Below are 18263 nucleotides of genomic sequence, written 5' to 3' on the forward strand. Positions count from 1 at the left end.
CCGGGAACGTCCCGAAGGAAGCAGGTGCTCGATGACCACGCCCGACCACTATTCGCCGCCGCAGCCGGAAGACCCCGCGGCGCACGCGCCCATCCCGGTCCAGCCCGGCTGGCAGCCCCAGCCGAACCCGATGTCGGTGCCGTTGCCCGCGCAGCCGTACCCGGCGGTGGCGGGCCCCTACCCGATGCTGCGCACCAGCGGACTGTGCGTCGCGGGCATGATCGTCGGCATCCTCGCCCTGCTCGGGTTCTGGATCCCGTTCGGCGACGTGCTGATGGGCCTGCTCGCGATCGGGCTGTCGTGGGCCGGCATGGCCCAGGCCGCCAAGCCCGGGTTCACCGGCCGCGGCATGGGCGTCGCCGGCCTGGTGTGCGGCATCATCGCGATGATCCCCGCGATCATCGTCGTGGTCATCTTCGTCACCGCGGCGACGACCTGCGGTATCTACTGCTGACGTAACACCCGGGGCCGGCGCACCGACGACTCCGGGTAACGAGAGAGACAGGTGCGCGATGACCGACTTCGACCCCTACCGGCAGCCGGACCCGGCGAACCCGGGCTACCCGCCTTCGGCGCCGGTTCCGCAGCTGTGGGGGACGCAGCCGTACCCGGTGCAGCCGTACGCCCAGCCGTCCTACGTCTCCCAGCCGTACCCCGGGTACCAGCCGCTGGTCACCAGCGGAATGGCGGTGGCGGGCATGGTCATCGGCATCGTCGCCCTGGTCCTGTTCTGGGTCCCGTTCCTCGACCTGCTCCTCGGCTTCCTGGCGATCGGCCTGTCGTGGGCCGGCATGGTCCAGGCCGACCGGCCGGGGTACACGGGCAAGGGCATGGGCATCGCGGGCCTGGTGTGCGGCATCATCGCGGTGATCCCGGCGCTGATCGTGATGTTGTTCTTCTTCGGCCTGTTCGCGGCGGCCGGAACGGCGTGCGGCATCGCCTGCTGAGCGGTCCTGTCGCCCGAAATCACCACGACGTTCGGCGGTACTCCCCGCCCCGACACCTGTGACAGGGTGGCTCGAAACGTCACGTTCACCGACCGGACATCGGCGTCCGGCACGGTGCTGGGCAGCCGAGAAACTGGGGAGCGAACAACCATGGCCGAACTCACCCGGCGCACCTTCGCCACCGCGGGCGCCGCCGGTCTCGGACTCCTGCTGTGCACGCCGACCGCGAACGCCCTCGACCGCGCGCTGCGGCTGACGAGCGCCCGCTCGGTCTCCACCGCCGGCACCACCCTCGAACAGGTCGCCACGGGCGGCGGCACCGGGAGCTACAGCCGCCTGTCCGCCGGGCCCGGCTGGCCGCTGGTCGTGCGCGGCGACCTCGCCGCCCCGCAGACCGGCCGCGACGACCGGCGCCGCGCCCTCAGCGCGTTCGTGCAGTTCACCGACCTGCACATCACCGACACCGAGAGCCCCGCGCGCTTCGAGTACCTGCACCCCTTCATCGGCTCGGCGCACCGGCCGCAGGAGGCCCTCGGCACGGTCGCGACCAGCGCGCTCGTCGAACGCGTCAACAGCGTGCGGCAGGGCCCGTTCACCGGACGGCCGTTCGACCTCATGGTCACCACCGGCGACAACACGGACAACCACGAGCTGATCGAGCTGGACTGGTTCCTCAAGGTCCTCAACGGCGGCAGCGTCACGCCGAACTCCGGCGCCACGAACGCCTACGAAGGCGTCCAGAGCTCCGGCAACAAGGAGTTCTGGAACCCGTCCATCGCGGGCGTGGGCGACGACTACTCCGCCAAGGGCTTCCCGCAGCTGCCCGGCCTGCTCGAAGCGGGCATCGGGACGTTCACCGCGCCCGGCCTCGACGTCCCGTGGTTCTGCACCTTCGGCAACCACGACGACAGCATCGTCGGCTCGCTGCCGGCGCAGATCCCCGGCATCGACGCCTGGTACACCGGGAAGTACAAGGTCATCGGCAAGGACGAGACCACCGCGAAGAAGCTCGCCGACGCCATCAAGAAGCCCGGCTCCAGCGTGCCGGTCGCCGAGCTGTTCGGCGGCTCGGGCACCATCCGCGAGATCACGCCGGACGCGCGGCGCCGCCCGTTCACCACCGGCGAGTTCGTCCGCGCGCACCTCGACTCGGCCAACACCAGACCCGGCCCCGTCGGGCACGGCTTCACCAGCGCCAACGCCGACGGCAAGAACGTCTACTACACGTTCCGGATCGCGCCGGGCATCACCGGGATCAGCCTCGACACGACGACCGACGCCGGGTTCGCCGACGGCTCGATCGGCCTCGCGCAGTTCAACTGGGTCGAGGCGACGTTGAAGCGCAACAGTTCGACGTACTACGACTTCTTCGGCCGCAAGGTCACCCACGCCGTCACCGACGAGCTGTTCCTCCTGTTCAGCCACCACACCAGCGGCTCGATGGGCAACGTGCTGCCGGATTCGCGCCACCTGCTCGACCCGCGCCTGAACGGCGACGCGTTCGTCGGGCTGCTCAAGCGGTTCCCGAACGTGCTGGCGTGGGTCAACGGCCACACGCACCTCAACAAGATCACCCCGCACGCCGGGAACACGCCGCAGCAGGGCTTCTGGGAGATCAACACGGCGTCGCACATCGACTTCCCGCAGCACGCCCGGATCGTCGAGGTCGCGGACAACGCGGACGGCACGTTGTCGCTGTTCACGACACTGATCGAGGCGGAGGCCCCGTACGCGGTGGACTACGGCGATCGGACGCCGCAAGCGCTTGCGTCGCTGTACCGCGAGCTGTCCTACAACGACATCCACGTCGACCTCGGCCGCGTCGGGGACGCCGCCGACCACAACACCGAGCTGCTGCTGGTGAACCCGCTGAGCTGAGCGCGTTACCCGCGAGGTAATCGCCCCGCGGCCGGTCTTCGGGCAGGCTGCGGGGCATGACCGATCCCGAGGGCACCCAGCTCTTCCACCGCACCATGCCGTTCTCCGAGCGCCTCGGCGTCGAGGTGCTGGAGCACGGCAAGGCACTCGTCCGCAGCCGGCTGAAGTGGGACGAGAGCCTCTGCACGCTCGGCGGCGCCCTGCACGGGGGCGCGCTCATGGCACTGGCCGACTCGACCGGTGCCGTGTGCGCGTTCCTCAACCTCCCCGAGGGCGCCCAGGGCACGACGACCGTCGAATCGAAGACGAACTTCCTGCGTGCCGTGCGTTCGGGCTACGCCGTTGCGTCGTCCAGACCACTGCACGCCGGGCGCAAGTTCGTCGTGGTGGAGACGGAGATCCACGACGACGACGGCAAGTTGGTCGCGAAAGTGACACAGACGCAGGCCGTCCTGTAGGTACCTGTTTACATACCCGGCTCGACCGGCGAAAATCCCTGGCTACTGGGTGGGTCTATCAGGGAGCCGGGATGCGCGTACGCAAGTTGTTCACCTTATTGTCAGTGGTTGTGTTGACCGCTGTAACCGCGCAAGTCGCCGAGGCCGCGCCCGCCCGGCCCGGCGAAGACGAGGCGATCGGCTACCACGAGTGGAACGGCGGCGCGTTCTACGAAGGCCATTTCGCCGGGCTCGCACTGACCCACGACGGCCTGCGCATCACGCGCCCGGCCGGCACGGTCGAGCACACCGAGCCGGAGCTGGGCACGACGAGAACGTACGAGTACGGCCAGTGGACGTCGCCGTCGTACCGGCAGGGCTTCGGCGCGACGCAGCTGGTCGCGTCCTGGAACGCGCAAACGCCGGCGAAGACCTGGCTGCAGGTCGAAGCGCAGGGCAAGACGTCGGCCGGCGTCGAGACCGCGTGGTACGTGATGGGCCACTGGGCCAGCGGTGACGCCGACATCCTGCGCACCAGCGTCGACGGCCAGGACGACGCGAACGCGCTGGTCGACGTCGACACGCTGGTCATGAAGACCGGCGTCACGCTGAAGTCGTACAAGCTGCGGATCACCCTCTACCGGGAGAAGGGCTCCCGCGCGACGCCGTCGGTGACGTCGCTGGGCGCGATGACTTCGGCCGTGCCGGACCGGTTCGACGTGCAGACGACGAAGCCGGGGCGCGCCACCGGGATCGAGCTGAAGGTGCCGGCGTACGCGCAGAACCTCCACAAGGGACAGTTCCCGCAGTACGGCGGGGGCGGCGAAGCCTGGTGCAGCCCGACGTCGACCGAGATGGTGGCCGAGTACTGGGGCAAGAAGCCCTCGGCGGCGGAGATGTCCTGGATCCCGGCGGACTACGTCGACCCGTCGGTGGCGTTCGCGGCGCGCTACACCTACGACCACGCGTACGACGGCACCGGCAACTGGCCGTTCAACACGGCGTACGCGGCGTCGCGCGGGCTGCGGGGGCACATCACCCGGCTGCACTCGCTGAACGAGCTGGAGACCTACATCGCCCGCGGCATCCCGGTGATCACGTCGCAGTCGTTCCTGGCTTCGGAACTGGACGGCGCGGGGTACGGGACGGCCGGGCACATCATGGTGGTCGTCGGCTTCACGAAGGACGGCGACGTGATCGCGAACGACCCGGCGTCGAGCAGCAACGACCGCGTGCGGAACGTGTACAAGCGCGACCAGTTCGAGAAGATCTGGCAGCGGACCAAGCGGTACCGCGCCGACGGGACCGTGGCGAGCGGCCCCGGCGGCATCGCGTACATCATCACCCCGGCCTGACCCGGGACCGGTGCGGCGACCGGCCGGCTTCTACCAGGTCCGGCCGGCCGGCTGCCGCGTCGTGCGGTTGATCCGGTTGAAGAAGTTGGTGAGCGCGATGTTCAGCGTGATCGCGGACAGCTGCCGCTCGTCGAAGTGCTTCGCGGCTTCCGCCCAGATCTCGTCGGTGACGCCGGGTTCGCCGTCCTGGATCCGGGTCGCGGCTTCGGTCAGCGCGAGCGCCGCCCGCTCCGGCTCGGTGTAGAACGGCGTCTCGCGCCACGCGACCACGTTGTGCAGCCGTTCCTCGGTCTCGCCGTGCTTCTTCGCCGACTGGACGCCGCCGTAGACGCACGGGCTGCAGCCGTTGATCTGGCTGGCCCGCAGGTGGACCAGCTCCAGCACCAGCGGGTCGACGCCGCCGGCGTGCACCGCCTTGATGATCTGCTGGATCGCGCCGAACACCTCGGGGTTCCCCGAGTCCTTGAGCCGTGCTTCCATCGGTCCTCCCTTTGTTACCTGTGCCCCTCCGGGCCCGTCATCCCCATGACGGAGCCGAACGGAGGAAGGTAACGACATGCCCGACACGGTGACCGAGGCCTTCGAAGCGCAGCGCGACCGGCTGCGCGCGGTGGCCCACCGGGTGCTCGGCTCGCACGCCGACGCCGAGGACGTCGTCCAGGAGGCGTGGCTGCGGCTGTCACGCCAGGACGCGGGGAGCATCGACAACCTCGACGGCTGGCTGACGACGGTGGTCGGCCGGATCAGCCTGGACGTCCTGCGCTCGCGCCGGTCCCGTCCGGAGGCGCCGTACGACGAGATCGTCGTGGCGGTCGACGAAGGCCCCGAGGAGGACGTCGCGCTCGCGGATTCGGTCGGGCTGGCGCTGCTGGTGGTCCTCGAGTCACTCGGGCCGGGCGAGCGGCTGGCGTTCGTGCTGCACGACCTGTTCGCGGTGCCGTTCGAGGAGATCGGCCGGATCCTCGGCAAGTCGACCGCAGCGGCCAAGATGCTGGCCAGCCGCGCCCGCCGGAAGGTACGGACGCCTGCTGCTCCACCGGACGCGGGGAGGTCGCAGCGCGAGGTGGTGGACGCGTTCCTGAGGGCGGCCCGCGACGGCGACTTCGAGGGATTGCTGCGCGTCCTCGACCCGGACGTGCGGCTGACAGTCGACACCCCGGACGGCGTGGTGGTGGTCCTGGGAGCGACGAACGTGGCGGCGGGAGCCCGGTTCGGCGCGGCGGGCGGAGGGCGGGCAGTGCTGGTGGGCGGCCTGCCGGGAGTGGTGGCCTGGCGCCCGGACGGGACACCGCTGTCGGTGGTGGCGTTCACGGTGACGGACGGGCGGATAGCGGGGATAGCGGCGGTGGCCGACCCGGCACGGCTGGCGTCGATGGACCTGCCCGAGCCGCCCGAAACTGTCGGTACCTCCCGATAAGCTGGAAACCGGGGGCCGGAGGCACGCGCTCGTGCCAGACTGCCGAAGCCATGCGCCGCCCCCTGCTGTTCCTCGACGTCGACGGCCCCCTGATCCCGTTCGGCCGCGGTTCCGGCGCGTACCCGGTCTTCACCAACGCCGACCTCGGCAATCCCTTGCTGTCCCGGGTCGACCCGGCTCTCGGCCCGCGCCTGCTCGCGCTCGGGTGCGACCTCGTCTGGGCCACCACGTGGCTGGAGGACGCCAACGAGTGCATTGCGCCGTTGCTGGGCCTGCCGCCACTGCCAGTACTCGATTTCCCCGACGAGGACGCCGGCCCCGGGCTGCACTGGAAGACCCGACGCATCGTCGAGCATTCGGCGGGAGGCCCGTTCGCCTGGATCGACGACGAGACCACCCACGCGGATCGGGCCTGGGTGGCGGACCACCACCCGGGCCCTGCCTTGCTCCACACCGTCGATGCGAGCGCCGGCCTCACCGCCGGAGACCTCACCACCATCGCCACCTGGCGCGACACAGTTGCGTGAAGCGCAACACGTTGCGCATGAATCACCGAACCTCACTCATGCGGATGTCGCCATCTCCGCATGATCCGTGATTAGCTGCGGGCTGAGCCAGCAAAGCCGGAAGGGTGGATTCGCATGCCGTACGAGGTCCAGGGGGTCGTTTCGCGGGCGAAGGGCGAGCCGGTCTCGCTGGAGACCGTCCTCGTCCCCGATCCCGGGCCGGGTGAAGCCGTCGTGAACGTGCAGGCCTGCGGGGTCTGCCACACCGATCTGCACTACCGCGAAGGCGGGATCAACGACGACTTCCCGTTCCTGCTCGGCCACGAGGCCGCGGGCGTCGTCGAGGCGGTCGGCGAGGGCGTCACCGACCTCGAACCCGGCGACTACGTCATCCTCAACTGGCGCGCCGTCTGCGGCACCTGCCGCGCCTGCAAGCGCGGCAAGCCCTGGTACTGCTTCTCGACCTTCAACGCCACCCAGCCGATGACGCTCCAGGACGGCACCAAGCTGTCGCCCGCGCTCGGCGTCGGCGCCTTCCTCGAGAAGACGCTCGTCCACAGCGGACAGTGCACGAAGGTCAACCGCGAAGCCGAACCGGCGGTCGCCGGGCTGCTCGGCTGCGGCGTGATGGCCGGGCTCGGCGCGGCCATCAACACCGGCGCCGTCACGCGCGGCGACTCGGTCGCGGTCATCGGCTGCGGTGGCGTCGGCGACGCGGCCATCGCGGGCGCGAAACTGGCCGGTGCCACCACGATCGTCGCGATCGACCGGGACGACCGGAAGCTGGAGTGGGCCAAGGACTTCGGCGCCACGCACACGGTCAACAGCAAGGGCCTGTCCGAAGAAGCAGTCGTCGAAGCCATGCAGGACGCGACGAACTCCTTCGGCCCGGACGTCGTGATCGACGCCGTCGGCCGCCCGGAGACCTGGCGGCAGGCCTTCTACGGACGCGACCTGGCCGGCACCGTCGTCCTCGTCGGCGTCCCGACGCCGGAAATGCGCCTGGACGACCTGCCGCTGATCGACTTCTTCTCGCGCGGCGGCTCGCTCAAGTCGTCGTGGTACGGCGACTGCCTGCCCAGCCGCGACTTCCCGATGCTGGTGGACCTCTACCTGCAGGGCCGGCTGCCGCTCGACAAGTTCGTCACCGAGCGCATCGGCGTCGACGGCGTCGAGCAGGCCTTCGAGCGCATGCACCACGGTGACGTCCTGCGCAGCGTGGTGACCTTCTGACCCTCTTCACCGACGACGAATACCCGGCCGAGCCCTACCCGGGCACCCGGCCGGGCTATTCGTTCGTGCACGTCGACGGCGTCGGGCACCCGCTCGACGCCGCCCCCGCGGGCTGGCGCGACCGGATGGCCGTCCTCGCCTACGGCTCCAACGCGAACCCGTCGAAGATCACCTGGCTGCGCGGCCGGCTCGGGCTCGAAGGCCCGGTCGTCGTCGCGCACGCACGCTGTGGCGGGCTCGCCGCGGTGTGGGCCGCCGGGTTCCGCGTGGTCGACGACCAGCGCCCGGCCACCCTCACCGCGCTCGACGGCGTCGAAGAGCACGCCATCTGGTTCGTGACGCCGGATCAGCTCGCCGTGCTCGACCGCTGCGAGGGCCGCGGCACGCGCTACCACCTGGCCCGGCTGACCGAACCCGACATCACGCTCGAAGACGGCACCCGGCTGACCGAGGTCCACACCTACGTCGGCGCCGCGCCGATCCGCTACCCGCTGCTGGTGGACGGCAAGCCGGTGCGCACCGCCGACGTCCCGCAGGCCGACGCGGCGAAGCTCGACGGTGTCGCCGCGGACGGCCACGGCGTCCCCTGCGAAGTGCTCAGACCAGCTTCCCCGGGTTGAGGATCCCGGTCGGGTCGACCGCCGACTTCGCCGCGCGCAGCACCTCGACGCCCAGCGAACCGATCTCCGCCTTCAGGTACGGCGCGTGGTCGACGCCGACGGCATGGTGGTGCGAAATCGTGCCCAGCCCGGTGATCGCCTCGCACGCCGCCGCTTTCGCGCGCTGCCATTGGCCGACCGGGTCGGTCTCGTCGCGCGCCGTCAGCACCGTGAAGTACAGCGACGCGCCCGTCTCGTAGGCGTGCGAAATGTGGCACATCACGATCGACGGGCCCAGTGACGCCGTCAGCGCCGCGCGGACGTCGTCACGCAGTTCGTCCACAGTGGACCAGTAGGCCGCGGTCTCCAGCGTCTCGACGCAGACTCCCTGATCCAGCAGGGCATCCCGCTGCCGCGGCCCGGCGAACCGGCCGTGCCGCCAGGACTCGCCGAGCGCCTTGCCGACTCGCACGGCGCCCGACGCCTTCAGCCGGCGCGTCGTCTCTCGGCGGCGCAGCGCGACGTCATGCGCGGTGCCTTCCCAGCCGACGATGAGGAAGCACGGCCGCCGCACGCCGCGCGCGGCGAGGTACCGGCGCAGCGCCGTCGTCTTGAGCCCGGCGTTCAGCGACAGGGAGACTTCGGTTTCGTCCCCGTCGGACAGCCGGGTGATGTCGGCGAGCGCGTGGTTCTGCGCGAGGTCGCGGACGGCTTCCCGGCCCGCTTCCCAGCTCGGCAGCGCGTAGCCCTCGTACCGCTTGACCGGCGGCGCCGGCCGCACCCGCAGCGACACCTCGGTGATCACGCCGAGCGTTCCCTCACTGCCGACCGCGAGCTGCCGCAGGTCCGGCCCGGCGGCCGACGCCGGCGCGACTCCGAGCTTCCACTCGCCGCGCGGGGTGGCCAGCCGCACGCCGGCGACCATGTCCTCGAAGCGCCCGTAGCCCGACGACGCCTGCCCGGCCGAGCGCGTCGCCGCGAAACCGCCGATCGTCGCCCGCTCGAACGACTGCGGGATGTGCCCGAGCGTCAGGCCGTGCTCGCCGAGGAGGCGCTCGGCCTCGGGACCGCGGACACCGGCCTGCAGGACGGCGAGGCGCGACTCGGCGTCGACCGACACCAGCGCGTCGAGCCGGACGAGGTCGAGCGCGATCACCGACGCCTTCTCACCACGCAAGGCCGCGACCCCGCCGACGACCGAGGTGCCGCCGCCGAAGGGCACCACGCCGACGTCGTGCCGGACGCAGATGTCGAGTACCGCTTGGACCTCATCCGGGCCGGCGGGCAGCACGACCGCGTCCGGCACCGGGAAGTCCACCGAAGACGACCGGCGGCGCAGCAGATCCAGGTAGGACAGCCCGGTCGCGCGCGCCAGCCGCGCCGCGTCGTCGACCAGCACGTTTTCCGCGCCCACCGCCGCCGACAGCGCATCGACAGCAGATTCGTCCAGTTTCGGTGACGGTATTTCCACCGGCAAATCCGCCGGTGGGGCAGCACTGGGAGCCGCTTGGCCTATACGCTGTTCAAGCCACTTGGCCGCCCGCGCGGGCAGCCGGGCGGCGTCGGCGGCTTCCGAGGTCCAGGACCGTCGAAGGCGGTGGTCAATGAGCGCGTTCACCGATACAGTGTGACACATGGACGTGAAACGTCACACTATGGAGACCGCGGGATCGTCCGCGCTCGCGGACACCCGCAACCGCCAGACAGCAACGAGAGTGGCCGACGACGTGCTGCTCGACGCCGCGCGCTCGTGCGTGCTGGCCGTCGGTGTGCGCCGCACCACACTCGCCGAAATCGCCCGCACCGCGCGCGTCAGCCGGATGACGGTCTACCGCCGCTTCCCCGACGTCCGCAGCGTGCTCGCCGCTTTGATGACCCGCGAATTCAGCGGGCTGCTGCGCACGGCGAGCGAACGCGGCGCCGAGGCCGCCAACAGCCGCGAGCGGCTCGTGCTCATCGCGTCGGCCGGCGTCCGCGCGCTGTCGGACGACCCGCTGTTCCGCACGCTGCTCGACGTCGATCCCGAGCTGGTCCTCCCGTACATCGTGGAGCGGCTGGGCGCGACGCAGAAGTTCGCCGAGCAGGCGTTGCACCAGCTGCTGGAGGCCGGCCACCAGGACGGGTCGATCCGGCGGGCGCCGGTCGCGGCGCAGTCGCGGTCGGTGCTGCTGGTGGTCCAGTCGTTCGCGTTCTCGCTGCGACCGGCCACGGCGGACGTCGGCGAGGCGGCGTTGCTGGCGGAGTTCACGCACGTGCTCGACGCGGCGCTGAAGCCGTGACGTCCGGCTCGCTCAACGCGCGGCGCCGCGAACGCGAGCTCGCGGAGCTGGCGGCGGGCGAGCGCGTCGACATCGTTGTCGTCGGCGGCGGCGTCACCGGCACGGGCATCGCCCTGGACGCGGCGTCGCGCGGGTTGTCGGTGGCGCTCGTCGAGGCGCACGACCTGGCCTTCGGGACGTCGCGCTGGTCGTCGAAGCTCGTGCACGGCGGCCTGCGGTACCTGGCGCACGGCGAATTCGGCCTGGCGCACGAGAGCGCGGTCGAGCGCGGCATCCTGATGACGCGCACGGCCCCGCACCTCACGCGGGCGATGCCGCAGCTGTTCCCGTTGTACCCCAGCACATCCCGCGCACAGCAGGCACTGGTGGCGGCGGGCCTGCGAGCCGGCGACGGCCTCCGCCGGGCGGCGCGCACGCCGTCGTCGGTGCTGCCGCGACCGCGCTCGATCCCGGCGGCGGAAGCCTTGGCGCTGGCTCCGGGACTGTCCCCGGCCGGCCTGCGCGGCGCATTGCTGGCTTACGACGGCGCTTTGGTCGACGACGCGCGCCTGGTGGTTTCCCTCGCGCGCACGGCGGCATCGTTCGGCGCCCGGATCCTGACGCGGCTTTCGGCGTCCTCGGTGTCCGCGGACCGGGTGACGGCCGTCGACGGTATTTCGGGCGACACGGTGGAGATCCACGCGCGCCAGGTGATCAACGCGACGGGCGTGTGGGCGGGAACGCTGACCGGCGCGGTGCGCTTGCGCCCGTCGCTGGGTTCGCACTTGGTGCTCGCGCCGGGGACGGTGCCGATGGGCACGACGTCGGTGAACATCGGGGTGCCGGGCGAGAGCAACCGGTTCGTGTTCCTGCTCCCCCAGCCGGACGGCCGGGTCTACTTGGGACTCACGGACGAGCCGGTTTCCGGTTCGATCCCCGACGTGCCAGTGGTTCCCGAGTCCGATGTGGACTTCTTGCTGTCGTTGGCTTCCACAGTGCTGGCCCGGCCGCTGACCCGGGCGGACGTGGCCGGTTCGTACGCCGGTCTCCGGCCGCTGGTGGAAGGTGGCGGGCGTTCGGCCGATCTGTCCCGCAAGCACGCGGTGCTGGCGGGATCGGACGGGCTGCTGACGGTGGTCGGCGGGAAGCTGACGACGTATCGCCGGATGGCGGAGGACGCGGTCGATGCCGCTGTGCGCCTGGCCGGTCTTCCCTCGTCGCCTTGCCGGACCGCGCGGTTGCCGTTGCTGGGGGCGGCTTCCCGGGCCGACCTGTCTCTTGTGGACGCTGCGCCGCGGCTGGTGGCCCGGTACGGCACCGAGGCTCCGCGGGTCGCGGCGTTGGGTGAGCTGGACGCGGAGTTCGCGGCCCCGGTAGCCCCGGGCGCGGACATCACGGCGGCCGAGGTCGTGTGGGCGGTCCGCAACGAGGGGGCGCTGGACGTGGCGGACGTGCTGGAGCGCAGGACCCGGCTGGCGCTGATCCCGGCGGACGCGGAGGCTGCCGCGGGGCGGGTCGCGGAGCTGGTCGACAAGTCGCTCGCCGGCCTCGCCTGACACGGGCCCGGCAGCCGCTTCACCCGGCAAACCGCCAAGAACGGGACCGTATCGGCGTAGCGGCGGCAAATTGCCGCCGAGGCGGGTGGCCCCGTGACTCAGCGGGACAGCTGATGCCGCGCCAATGACTCATTCGCAACCTTCCCCGCCCGACACAGCCCCCGCCCGACACAGCCCCCGCCCTCCCGGGGGGGGCGTGCCCACGTCCAGCCTATCGGCGCCCACCGACAGCAACCCCCGCCCAACGGCCACACGCCAGACCTGTCCACATCGCGCCGACCCTGTGTACAACCCGACTTGATGTTCACTTAACTTGACGACCTGTTGGGTTTTTGCAACAGTTACCCCATGAGCCCGGTCAGACGCGGCAAAGAGCTGCCGATCTACAACCGGCTCCCCGTGCTCCGAGCCGAGCGCGGGCTGAGCAGGGTCGCTCTCGCGAACGCCGTCGAGGTCAATCCTCAAACCATCGGCGCTCTCGAACGCGGCGATCACTATCCGAGCCTGGACCTGGCCTTCCGGATCTGCGCGGTCTTCGACCTGCCGGTCGAAGCGGTGTTCAGCCGCGTGCCGTTCACGCCACTGTCCACTCAGGTCTACCGCGAGGGGGGAGCATGACCGAGCAGCCCGGCCGGCTCGCGGCCTACTGGGAACGTCAGCTGGACAAGATGGACGAGCGCGAACTGCGCCACTCCCGGCGGCTGCCGGGCTGGCGGACCCGCCGGCGCCGCCGGGCCCTCACCGCGGCGCTGGCGCTCGCCGATCTCGGGCTGATCGCCGGCGCGGCCGTCTTCACCACCGCCGGCGACTGGCTCTTCGGCGCCGTCTGGGTCGGCAGCGCTCTCCTCGGCGGCGTCTCGTTTCTGCTGCTGCGGATCCTCACCGGCCGGATGAGCGGCGGCTTCTCGCGGCTGCTGGACGAACGCGAGCGCGAGTGGCGCCACCGCGTCACCTACATCGGCTTCCAGGTCCTGAGCTACCTGATGATCGCCGCGATGATCTACAGCCTCCTGGTCGCCCACGCCGAAGACGGTGGCCTCCGCGGCGCGATGATGATCTCCGCGCTGCTGGTCACCGGGACGACCGTCCCGTCACTGCTGCTGGGCTGGTCGCTGCCGGACGACGACCCCGAAGACTTCGAAGAGGGGATGCGGAATGACTGAGGGGACACTGGAGATCGACGGGATCTCCAAGCGCTACGGCACGAAAGTCGCGCTGGACGGCGTCACGTTCGACGTCCGCGGCGGCGAGCTGTTCGGCTTCGTCGGCAGCAACGGCGCCGGCAAGACCACGACCATGCGGATCGTGCTCGGGGTGCTGGCCGCCGACAGCGGTGAAGTGCGCTTCAAGAACGAAAAGATCACGCACGAAGCCCGCACTCACATCGGCTACATGCCCGAGGAACGCGGGCTCTACCCGAAGATGAAGGTCCTCGAGCAGCTGATCTACCTCGCCGAGCTGCACGGCCTCAGCGCGAACGAAGCCCACCGCAACGCGGAGAACTGGATCAGCAGGCTCGGCCTGGCCGAGCGCCGCAAGGACGAGGTGCAGAAACTGAGCCTCGGCAACCAGCAGCGCGTCCAGCTGGCCGCCGCGCTGGTGCACGACCCGGCCGTGCTGGTGCTCGACGAGCCGTTCTCCGGCCTCGACCCGCTGGCCGTCGACGTCATGAGCGGCGTGCTGCGCGAGAAGGCCGCGGCCGGGGTGCCGGTCGTGTTCTCCAGCCACCAGCTCGACCTCGTCGAGCGGCTGTGCGACCGCGTCGGCATCATCCGCGGCGGCCGGATGGTCGCCGTCGGCACCGTCGGCGAGCTGACCGCCGGCGCGAACAGCAAGCTCGTCGTCACCGCGCCCGCCGCACCGGAGGGCTGGGCCGGGGGCCTGCCCGGCGTGCGCGTCCTGGAGAATCACGGCGCCACCACCGTGCTCGACCTCGACCCGGGCGCCGACGACCAGGCCGTGCTCGCCGCGGCGCTGGCCACCGGGCCGGTCACCGAGTTCAGCCGCCGCCACCGGTCGCTGACCGAGCTGTTCCGCGACGCCGTGTCTTCGAGTGCCACCGCCGACGAGGGGGTCAAGCGATGAGGAAGCTGAGCGGCCGGCGCGCCGTCTGGCTCGTCATGAAGCGCGAGCTGAACACCCGGCTGCGCACGCGGTCGTTCGTCATCGGCACCGTCGTGATGCTGGTGCTGCTGCTGGGGTACGTCGGCTTCCAGACGTCGCTGGCGGGGTCGGCGGACAAGAGCACGGTCGGGCTCACCGGCCAGGCGACCGGGATCGCGCGGCAGCTGCAGGTCGAGGCCGCCCAATCCGGGCGGCAGATCTCGACGGTCACCATCACCGACCCGGCCGAGGGCCGCCAGAAGATCGAGGACGGCGATCTCGACGCGCTCGTCTCGGGCAGCGCGGCGAAGCTCACCGCCACCTACAAGTCCTCTTTGGACGACCAGCTGCGCAAGGTGCTCGACCAGGTCGCGCAGCAGCAGGTGCTCGACGGCGTGCTGTCGTCCGCCCAGCTCGAACCGGCCGACGTGATGGCGCAGGTCGACGGCACCCACGTGCAGGACGACCCGATCTCGCCGGAGCCCGCGGACCACACGCAACGGCTCGTCGTCGGGCTGATCGTCGCGTTCCTGCTCTACATCAGCATCATCACCTACGGGATGATGGTGGCCCAGGGCGTCGTCGAGGAGAAGTCGAGCCGGGTCGTGGAGATCCTGCTCGCCAGCGTGCGGCCGTGGCAGCTGTTGCTGGGCAAGGTGATCGGGCTCGGCCTGGTCGGGCTGACGCAGCTGGTGATCCTGGCCGCGGCCGGGCTGGTCGCGGCGTCGGCGACCGGGGTGTTCACGCTGTCCGGCTTCGCCACCGGCGCGATGCTGTGGGGCCTGCTCTGGTACCTGCTGGGATTCCTGTTGTACGCCACGATCTACGGCGCGCTGGGCTCGCTGGTGTCGCGGCAGGAGGACACGCAGTCGGTGGTCGGGCCGCTCAACATCGTGCTGATCGTCGGGTTCGTCACGGGGTTCAACCTGCTGCTGCAGGACCCCGACGGCACGGGGACGAAGGTCATCTCACTGGTCCCGCTGTTCTCGCCGATCCTGATGCCGGCCCGGATCGCGACCGGCGCGGCGACGGGCTGGGAGATCGCGCTGTCGCTCGGGCTGACGGCCGCGCTGGTCGCGCTGCTCACCTGGCTGGGCGGCAGGATCTACGGCAACAGCGTGCTCCGCATCGGCAGCCGCATCAAGCTGTCCGAAGCCCTGCGCGGCTGACACTCACGAGGTGATCTTCCCGTACCGTTCCAGGGAAACCTGCCGCTCGTGGGCGTGGTCGACCATGGGCTCCGGGTACTCCTCGGGCCGCTCCTTCAGCTTGTGGACGGCCTTGCCCCCGACACCGCGCAGCTCCGGCACGTACTTGCGGACGTAGTCGCCGTTCGGGTCGAACTTCTCGCCCTGCGTCGTCGGGTTGAAGATCCGGAAGTACGGCGCCGCGTCGGTGCCGGAACCCGCGACCCACTGCCAGTTCAGCTGGTTCGACGCGAGGTCGCCGTCCACGAGGTGCTTCATGAAGTGCCGCGCGCCGAGCCACCACGGCAGGTGCAGGTCCTTCACCAGGAAGCTCGCGACGACCATCCGGACGCGGTTGTGGATCCAGCCCTCGGCCAGCAGCTGCCGCATCCCGGCGTCGACGATCGGGTAGCCCGTCTTGCCCGCGCACCACCGCTCGAAGGCGTCGCGGTCGTCGTCGTGCTTCATCCCGTCGAACCGCTTGTCGTAGTTCTTCCGCGCGGTTTCCGGGCGGTGCCACAGGACGTCGGCGTGGAACTCGCGCCAGCAGAACTCGCTGCGCAGCGACTTCGCGCCGACGCGGTCGTCACCCGCCAGGTCGGCCAGCAGCGTCCGCGGGTGGACGCAGCCCCAGCGCAGGTACGGCGAAAGCCGCGTGGTGCCTTCGCGGTCCGGGCGATCGCGATCGGAGTCATAGGTCTCGATGCCGTCGTCGAGGAACGCGTGCCAGGCGTCCAGCGCGGCCTGCTCACCCGGCTCCGGCAGCGTCGCGGAAACCTTGGGCGGCTTGGGGATCTTCAGCGACCGCGGCGGTTCGACCCAGTCCACAAGGGACGGTCCGGTGTCGGCGGGCGAGTGCCAGCCGTGCGCGGTCCACGCCCGGAAGAAGGGGGTGAAGACGCGGTACGGGTCGCCGTCCGGCTTGGTGACGCGCCCCGGGGTCACGGCGTACGACGAGCCCGTCTCGACCCAGTCGATGTTGTTGTCCGCCAGCGCTTTCGCGACTTCGGCGTCCCGGCGGCGGCCGTACGGGCCGGTGTCCGTGCTGACGTGCACGGCCGCGGCGCCGATCTTCTTCGCGGCCTTCACGACCTCGGCCGCCGGTTCGCCGCGCACCAGCATCAGCCGGCCGCCGAGCTGCTCGTTCAGCTTCTCGAGGCATCCGTAGAGGAACGCCTCACGCGGTGCGCCGCCCGGCTTCAGCAGCGCCTCGTCGAGGACGTACAGCGCGAGGACGTGCTTGCTGTGCTTCGAGGCTTCGAGCAGGGCGGCGTGGTCGCCCAGCCGCAGGTCGCGACGGAACCACAGGACGACGGGTGCTTCTTTGGTCACGACGGGCAACGATAAACGCCCCGTCGTGCGGGTGCACGACGGGGCGTTTATCAGGGTGAGCGGATCAGCGCTCCGACATCGGGGTGTAGTCCCGCGAAGCGTGGCCGGTGTAGATCTGCCGCGGGCGGCCGATCTTGGTGGCCGGGTCGTTGATCATCTCGCGCCAGTGCGCGATCCAGCCCGGCAGGCGGCCGAGCGCGAACAGCACCGTGAAGAACTTCGTCGGGAAGCCCAGCGCCCGGTAGATCAGGCCGGTGTAGAAGTCCACGTTCGGGTACAGCTTGCGCTCGATGAAGTAGTCGTCGGAAAGGGCGGTCTCTTCGAGCTTCTTGGCGATCTCGAGCAGCTGGTCGCCGCCCTTGAGCTTGCCGAGGATCTCGTCCGCGGTGTTCTTGATGATCTTCGCGCGCGGGTCGTAGTTCTTGTAGACCCGGTGCCCGAAGCCCATCAGCTTCACGCCCTTTTCCTTGTTCTTCACCCGCTCCACGAACTTGGCGACGTCGCCGCCGTCGTTCTTGATGCCCTCGAGCATGTCGAGGACCGCGGCGTTCGCGCCGCCGTGCAGCGGGCCGAACAGGGCGTTGATGCCGGCCGAAATCGAGGCGAACAGGTTCGCCTCGGACGAGCCGACCAGGCGCACGGTCGAGGTCGAGCAGTTCTGCTCGTGGTCGGCGTGCAGAATGAACAGCAGGTCGAGCGCCTTCGCGACGTCCGGGTCGACCTCGTACGGCTCGGCCGGGAAGCCGAACGTCATGCGCAGGAAGTTCTCCACCAGGCCGAGCGAGTTGTCCGGGTACAGCAGCGGCTGGCCCACGGACTTCTTGTACGCGTACGCGGCCAGGGTCGGGACCTTGGCGAGCAGGCGGATCGTGGACAGCTCGACGTTCGGCTCGTCGAACGGGTCGAGCGAGTCCTGGTAGAAGGTCGACAGCGCCGACACCGCGCTGGACAGGACCGGCATCGGGTGCGCGTCACGCGGGAAGCCGCTGAAGAACGCCTTCAGGTCCTCGTGCAGCAGCGTGTGCCGCTGGATCTTCTCGGTGAAGTCGGCCAGCTGGGCTTCGGTCGGCAGCTCGCCGTAGATCAGCAGGTACGAGACCTCGACGAAGGTCGACTTCTCGGCCAGCTGCTCGATCGGGTAACCGCGGTAGCGGAGGATCCCGGCGTCACCGTCGATGTAGGCGATGGCGGACGACGCGGCGCCGGTGTTGACGAAACCGGGGTCGTAGGTGATGTACCCCGTCTGCGCCAGCAGCTTCCCCAGTTCGATCCCGGGCGCGCCCTCGACCGGGTGGACGATCTTGAACTCGTGCTCGCCACTCGGCAGGGTCAGCTTCGCGGTTTCGCCGCCGGACTGCCCCGCAGTCGTCGCGTCGGACATACAAGTCCCTCTCACGTTCGGCACGGGGACGGCGGCGCCTGCGGGTTCCACAGGTAGCCACGTGTTCACGCGAG

19 protein-coding genes are annotated in these 18263 nt (G+C 70.4%); 15 read left to right on the plus strand and 4 right to left on the minus strand.

Features of this window, described 5'->3' with window-relative positions; genetic code table 11:
- Positions 1 to 31 precede the first annotated feature (31 nt).
- From ABZ342_RS01920 to ABZ342_RS01940, 5 genes are all read left to right on the plus strand, one after another.
- The gene (locus tag ABZ342_RS01920) at positions 32 to 454 is read left to right on the plus strand and encodes a DUF4190 domain-containing protein (RefSeq protein ID WP_360468176.1); all 423 of its coding nucleotides are present in this window, start codon (positions 32 to 34) and stop codon (positions 452 to 454) included.
- Positions 455 to 512: 58 nt separating this feature from the next.
- Positions 513 to 947, plus strand: coding sequence for a DUF4190 domain-containing protein (locus ABZ342_RS01925; protein ID WP_360468177.1), 435 nt, complete (start codon positions 513 to 515; stop codon positions 945 to 947).
- 150 nt (positions 948 to 1097) lie between these two features.
- Entirely contained in the window at positions 1098 to 2825 is a 1728-nt protein-coding gene (locus ABZ342_RS01930; protein WP_360468178.1) for a TIGR03767 family metallophosphoesterase, read from the plus strand.
- Between the two features lie 56 nt (positions 2826 to 2881).
- Positions 2882 to 3283 carry a PaaI family thioesterase gene (locus ABZ342_RS01935; protein ID WP_360468179.1) on the plus strand — a complete coding sequence of 134 codons (402 nt, stop codon included), beginning with the start codon at positions 2882 to 2884 and terminating at the stop codon, positions 3281 to 3283.
- Between the two features lie 71 nt (positions 3284 to 3354).
- Positions 3355 to 4617 (plus strand): peptidase C39 family protein, encoded by a 1263-nt coding sequence (locus ABZ342_RS01940; protein ID WP_360468180.1) that lies wholly within the window; start codon positions 3355 to 3357, stop codon positions 4615 to 4617.
- 30 nt (positions 4618 to 4647) lie between these two features.
- Here the strand turns inward: ABZ342_RS01940 and ABZ342_RS01945 are convergent, their stop codons facing one another.
- Positions 4648 to 5097, minus strand: coding sequence for a carboxymuconolactone decarboxylase family protein (locus ABZ342_RS01945; protein ID WP_360468181.1), 450 nt, complete (start codon positions 5095 to 5097; stop codon positions 4648 to 4650).
- 76 nt (positions 5098 to 5173) lie between these two features.
- On the opposite strand from ABZ342_RS01945, the gene ABZ342_RS01950 reads away from it, so the two are divergent.
- From ABZ342_RS01950 to ABZ342_RS01965, 4 genes are all read left to right on the plus strand, one after another.
- A complete protein-coding gene (locus ABZ342_RS01950) occupies positions 5174 to 6034 on the plus strand; it encodes a sigma-70 family RNA polymerase sigma factor (RefSeq protein WP_360468182.1) in 861 nt (286 codons plus the stop codon).
- Positions 6035 to 6084: 50 nt separating this feature from the next.
- Complete coding sequence (locus ABZ342_RS01955; RefSeq protein WP_360468183.1) at positions 6085 to 6561, plus strand: HAD domain-containing protein; 477 nt, start codon at positions 6085 to 6087, stop codon at positions 6559 to 6561.
- A gap of 114 nt (positions 6562 to 6675) precedes the next feature.
- A complete protein-coding gene (locus ABZ342_RS01960; protein ID WP_360468184.1) occupies positions 6676 to 7773 on the plus strand; it encodes an S-(hydroxymethyl)mycothiol dehydrogenase in 1098 nt (365 codons plus the stop codon).
- 65 nt (positions 7774 to 7838) lie between these two features.
- Entirely contained in the window at positions 7839 to 8393 is a 555-nt protein-coding gene (locus ABZ342_RS01965; protein WP_360468185.1) for a gamma-glutamylcyclotransferase family protein, read from the plus strand.
- Here the strand turns inward: ABZ342_RS01965 and ABZ342_RS01970 are convergent.
- The gene (locus tag ABZ342_RS01970; protein WP_360468186.1) at positions 8371 to 9990 is read right to left on the minus strand and encodes an FAD-binding oxidoreductase; all 1620 of its coding nucleotides are present in this window, start codon (positions 9988 to 9990) and stop codon (positions 8371 to 8373) included. The two genes, ABZ342_RS01965 and ABZ342_RS01970, sit on opposite strands and share 23 nt — an antisense overlap.
- A gap of 97 nt (positions 9991 to 10087) precedes the next feature.
- Between ABZ342_RS01970 and ABZ342_RS01975 the strand changes: the two genes are divergently transcribed.
- The 6 genes from ABZ342_RS01975 (at position 10088) to ABZ342_RS02000 (ending at position 15458) form a co-directional block, all read left to right on the plus strand.
- Positions 10088 to 10651 carry a TetR/AcrR family transcriptional regulator gene (locus tag ABZ342_RS01975; RefSeq protein WP_155544173.1) on the plus strand — a complete coding sequence of 188 codons (564 nt, stop codon included), beginning with the start codon at positions 10088 to 10090 and terminating at the stop codon, positions 10649 to 10651.
- Positions 10648 to 12186 (plus strand): glycerol-3-phosphate dehydrogenase/oxidase, encoded by a 1539-nt coding sequence (locus tag ABZ342_RS01980; protein WP_360468187.1) that lies wholly within the window; start codon positions 10648 to 10650, stop codon positions 12184 to 12186. The genes ABZ342_RS01975 and ABZ342_RS01980 overlap by 4 nt, the downstream gene beginning before the upstream one ends.
- Before the next feature lie 348 nt (positions 12187 to 12534).
- The gene (locus ABZ342_RS01985) at positions 12535 to 12804 is read left to right on the plus strand and encodes a helix-turn-helix transcriptional regulator (RefSeq protein WP_155540742.1); all 270 of its coding nucleotides are present in this window, start codon (positions 12535 to 12537) and stop codon (positions 12802 to 12804) included.
- Positions 12801 to 13349, plus strand: a complete 549-nt coding sequence (locus tag ABZ342_RS01990) for a hypothetical protein (RefSeq protein WP_360468188.1) — start codon at positions 12801 to 12803, stop codon at positions 13347 to 13349. The genes ABZ342_RS01985 and ABZ342_RS01990 overlap by 4 nt, the downstream gene beginning before the upstream one ends.
- A complete protein-coding gene (locus ABZ342_RS01995) occupies positions 13342 to 14271 on the plus strand; it encodes an ATP-binding cassette domain-containing protein (RefSeq protein ID WP_360468189.1) in 930 nt (309 codons plus the stop codon). The genes ABZ342_RS01990 and ABZ342_RS01995 overlap by 8 nt, the downstream gene beginning before the upstream one ends.
- Positions 14268 to 15458 carry an ABC transporter permease gene (locus ABZ342_RS02000; protein ID WP_360468190.1) on the plus strand — a complete coding sequence of 397 codons (1191 nt, stop codon included), beginning with the start codon at positions 14268 to 14270 and terminating at the stop codon, positions 15456 to 15458. Before ABZ342_RS01995 ends, ABZ342_RS02000 begins: the two co-directional genes overlap by 4 nt.
- Before the next feature lie 3 nt (positions 15459 to 15461).
- On the opposite strand, the gene ABZ342_RS02005 is transcribed toward ABZ342_RS02000, so the two are convergent.
- The gene (locus ABZ342_RS02005) at positions 15462 to 16808 is read right to left on the minus strand and encodes a deoxyribodipyrimidine photo-lyase (RefSeq protein ID WP_360468191.1); all 1347 of its coding nucleotides are present in this window, start codon (positions 16806 to 16808) and stop codon (positions 15462 to 15464) included.
- Positions 16809 to 16872: 64 nt separating this feature from the next.
- Positions 16873 to 18189 carry a citrate synthase gene (locus ABZ342_RS02010; protein WP_155540737.1) on the minus strand — a complete coding sequence of 439 codons (1317 nt, stop codon included), beginning with the start codon at positions 18187 to 18189 and terminating at the stop codon, positions 16873 to 16875.
- Between the last annotated feature and the right edge of the window lie 74 nt (positions 18190 to 18263).

The sequence above is a fragment of the Amycolatopsis sp. NPDC005961 genome (assembly GCF_040629235.1).
Taxonomy (GTDB): domain Bacteria; phylum Actinomycetota; class Actinomycetes; order Mycobacteriales; family Pseudonocardiaceae; genus Amycolatopsis; species Amycolatopsis camponoti.

What these genes read in the sequence shown, in the direction of transcription:
- ABZ342_RS01940 (WP_360468180.1), top strand. Translation starts at nt 3,355, where the DNA reads ATGCGCGTACGCAAGTTGTTCACCTTATTGTCAGTGGTTGTGTTGACC.
- ABZ342_RS01930 (WP_360468178.1), top strand. Translation starts at nt 1,098, where the DNA reads ATGGCCGAACTCACCCGGCGCACCTTCGCCACCGCGGGCGCCGCCGGT.
- ABZ342_RS01995 (WP_360468189.1), top strand. Translation starts at nt 13,342, where the DNA reads ATGACTGAGGGGACACTGGAGATCGACGGGATCTCCAAGCGCTACGGC.
- ABZ342_RS01935 (WP_360468179.1), top strand. Translation starts at nt 2,882, where the DNA reads ATGACCGATCCCGAGGGCACCCAGCTCTTCCACCGCACCATGCCGTTC.
- ABZ342_RS01990 (WP_360468188.1), top strand. Translation starts at nt 12,801, where the DNA reads ATGACCGAGCAGCCCGGCCGGCTCGCGGCCTACTGGGAACGTCAGCTG.
- ABZ342_RS02010 (WP_155540737.1), bottom strand. Translation starts at nt 18,189, where the DNA reads ATGTCCGACGCGACGACTGCGGGGCAGTCCGGCGGCGAAACCGCGAAG.
- ABZ342_RS02000 (WP_360468190.1), top strand. Translation starts at nt 14,268, where the DNA reads ATGAGGAAGCTGAGCGGCCGGCGCGCCGTCTGGCTCGTCATGAAGCGC.
- ABZ342_RS01960 (WP_360468184.1), top strand. Translation starts at nt 6,676, where the DNA reads ATGCCGTACGAGGTCCAGGGGGTCGTTTCGCGGGCGAAGGGCGAGCCG.
- ABZ342_RS01920 (WP_360468176.1), top strand. Translation starts at nt 32, where the DNA reads ATGACCACGCCCGACCACTATTCGCCGCCGCAGCCGGAAGACCCCGCG.
- ABZ342_RS01950 (WP_360468182.1), top strand. Translation starts at nt 5,174, where the DNA reads ATGCCCGACACGGTGACCGAGGCCTTCGAAGCGCAGCGCGACCGGCTG.
- ABZ342_RS01925 (WP_360468177.1), top strand. Translation starts at nt 513, where the DNA reads ATGACCGACTTCGACCCCTACCGGCAGCCGGACCCGGCGAACCCGGGC.
- ABZ342_RS01945 (WP_360468181.1), bottom strand. Translation starts at nt 5,097, where the DNA reads ATGGAAGCACGGCTCAAGGACTCGGGGAACCCCGAGGTGTTCGGCGCG.
- ABZ342_RS01955 (WP_360468183.1), top strand. Translation starts at nt 6,085, where the DNA reads ATGCGCCGCCCCCTGCTGTTCCTCGACGTCGACGGCCCCCTGATCCCG.
- ABZ342_RS01985 (WP_155540742.1), top strand. Translation starts at nt 12,535, where the DNA reads ATGAGCCCGGTCAGACGCGGCAAAGAGCTGCCGATCTACAACCGGCTC.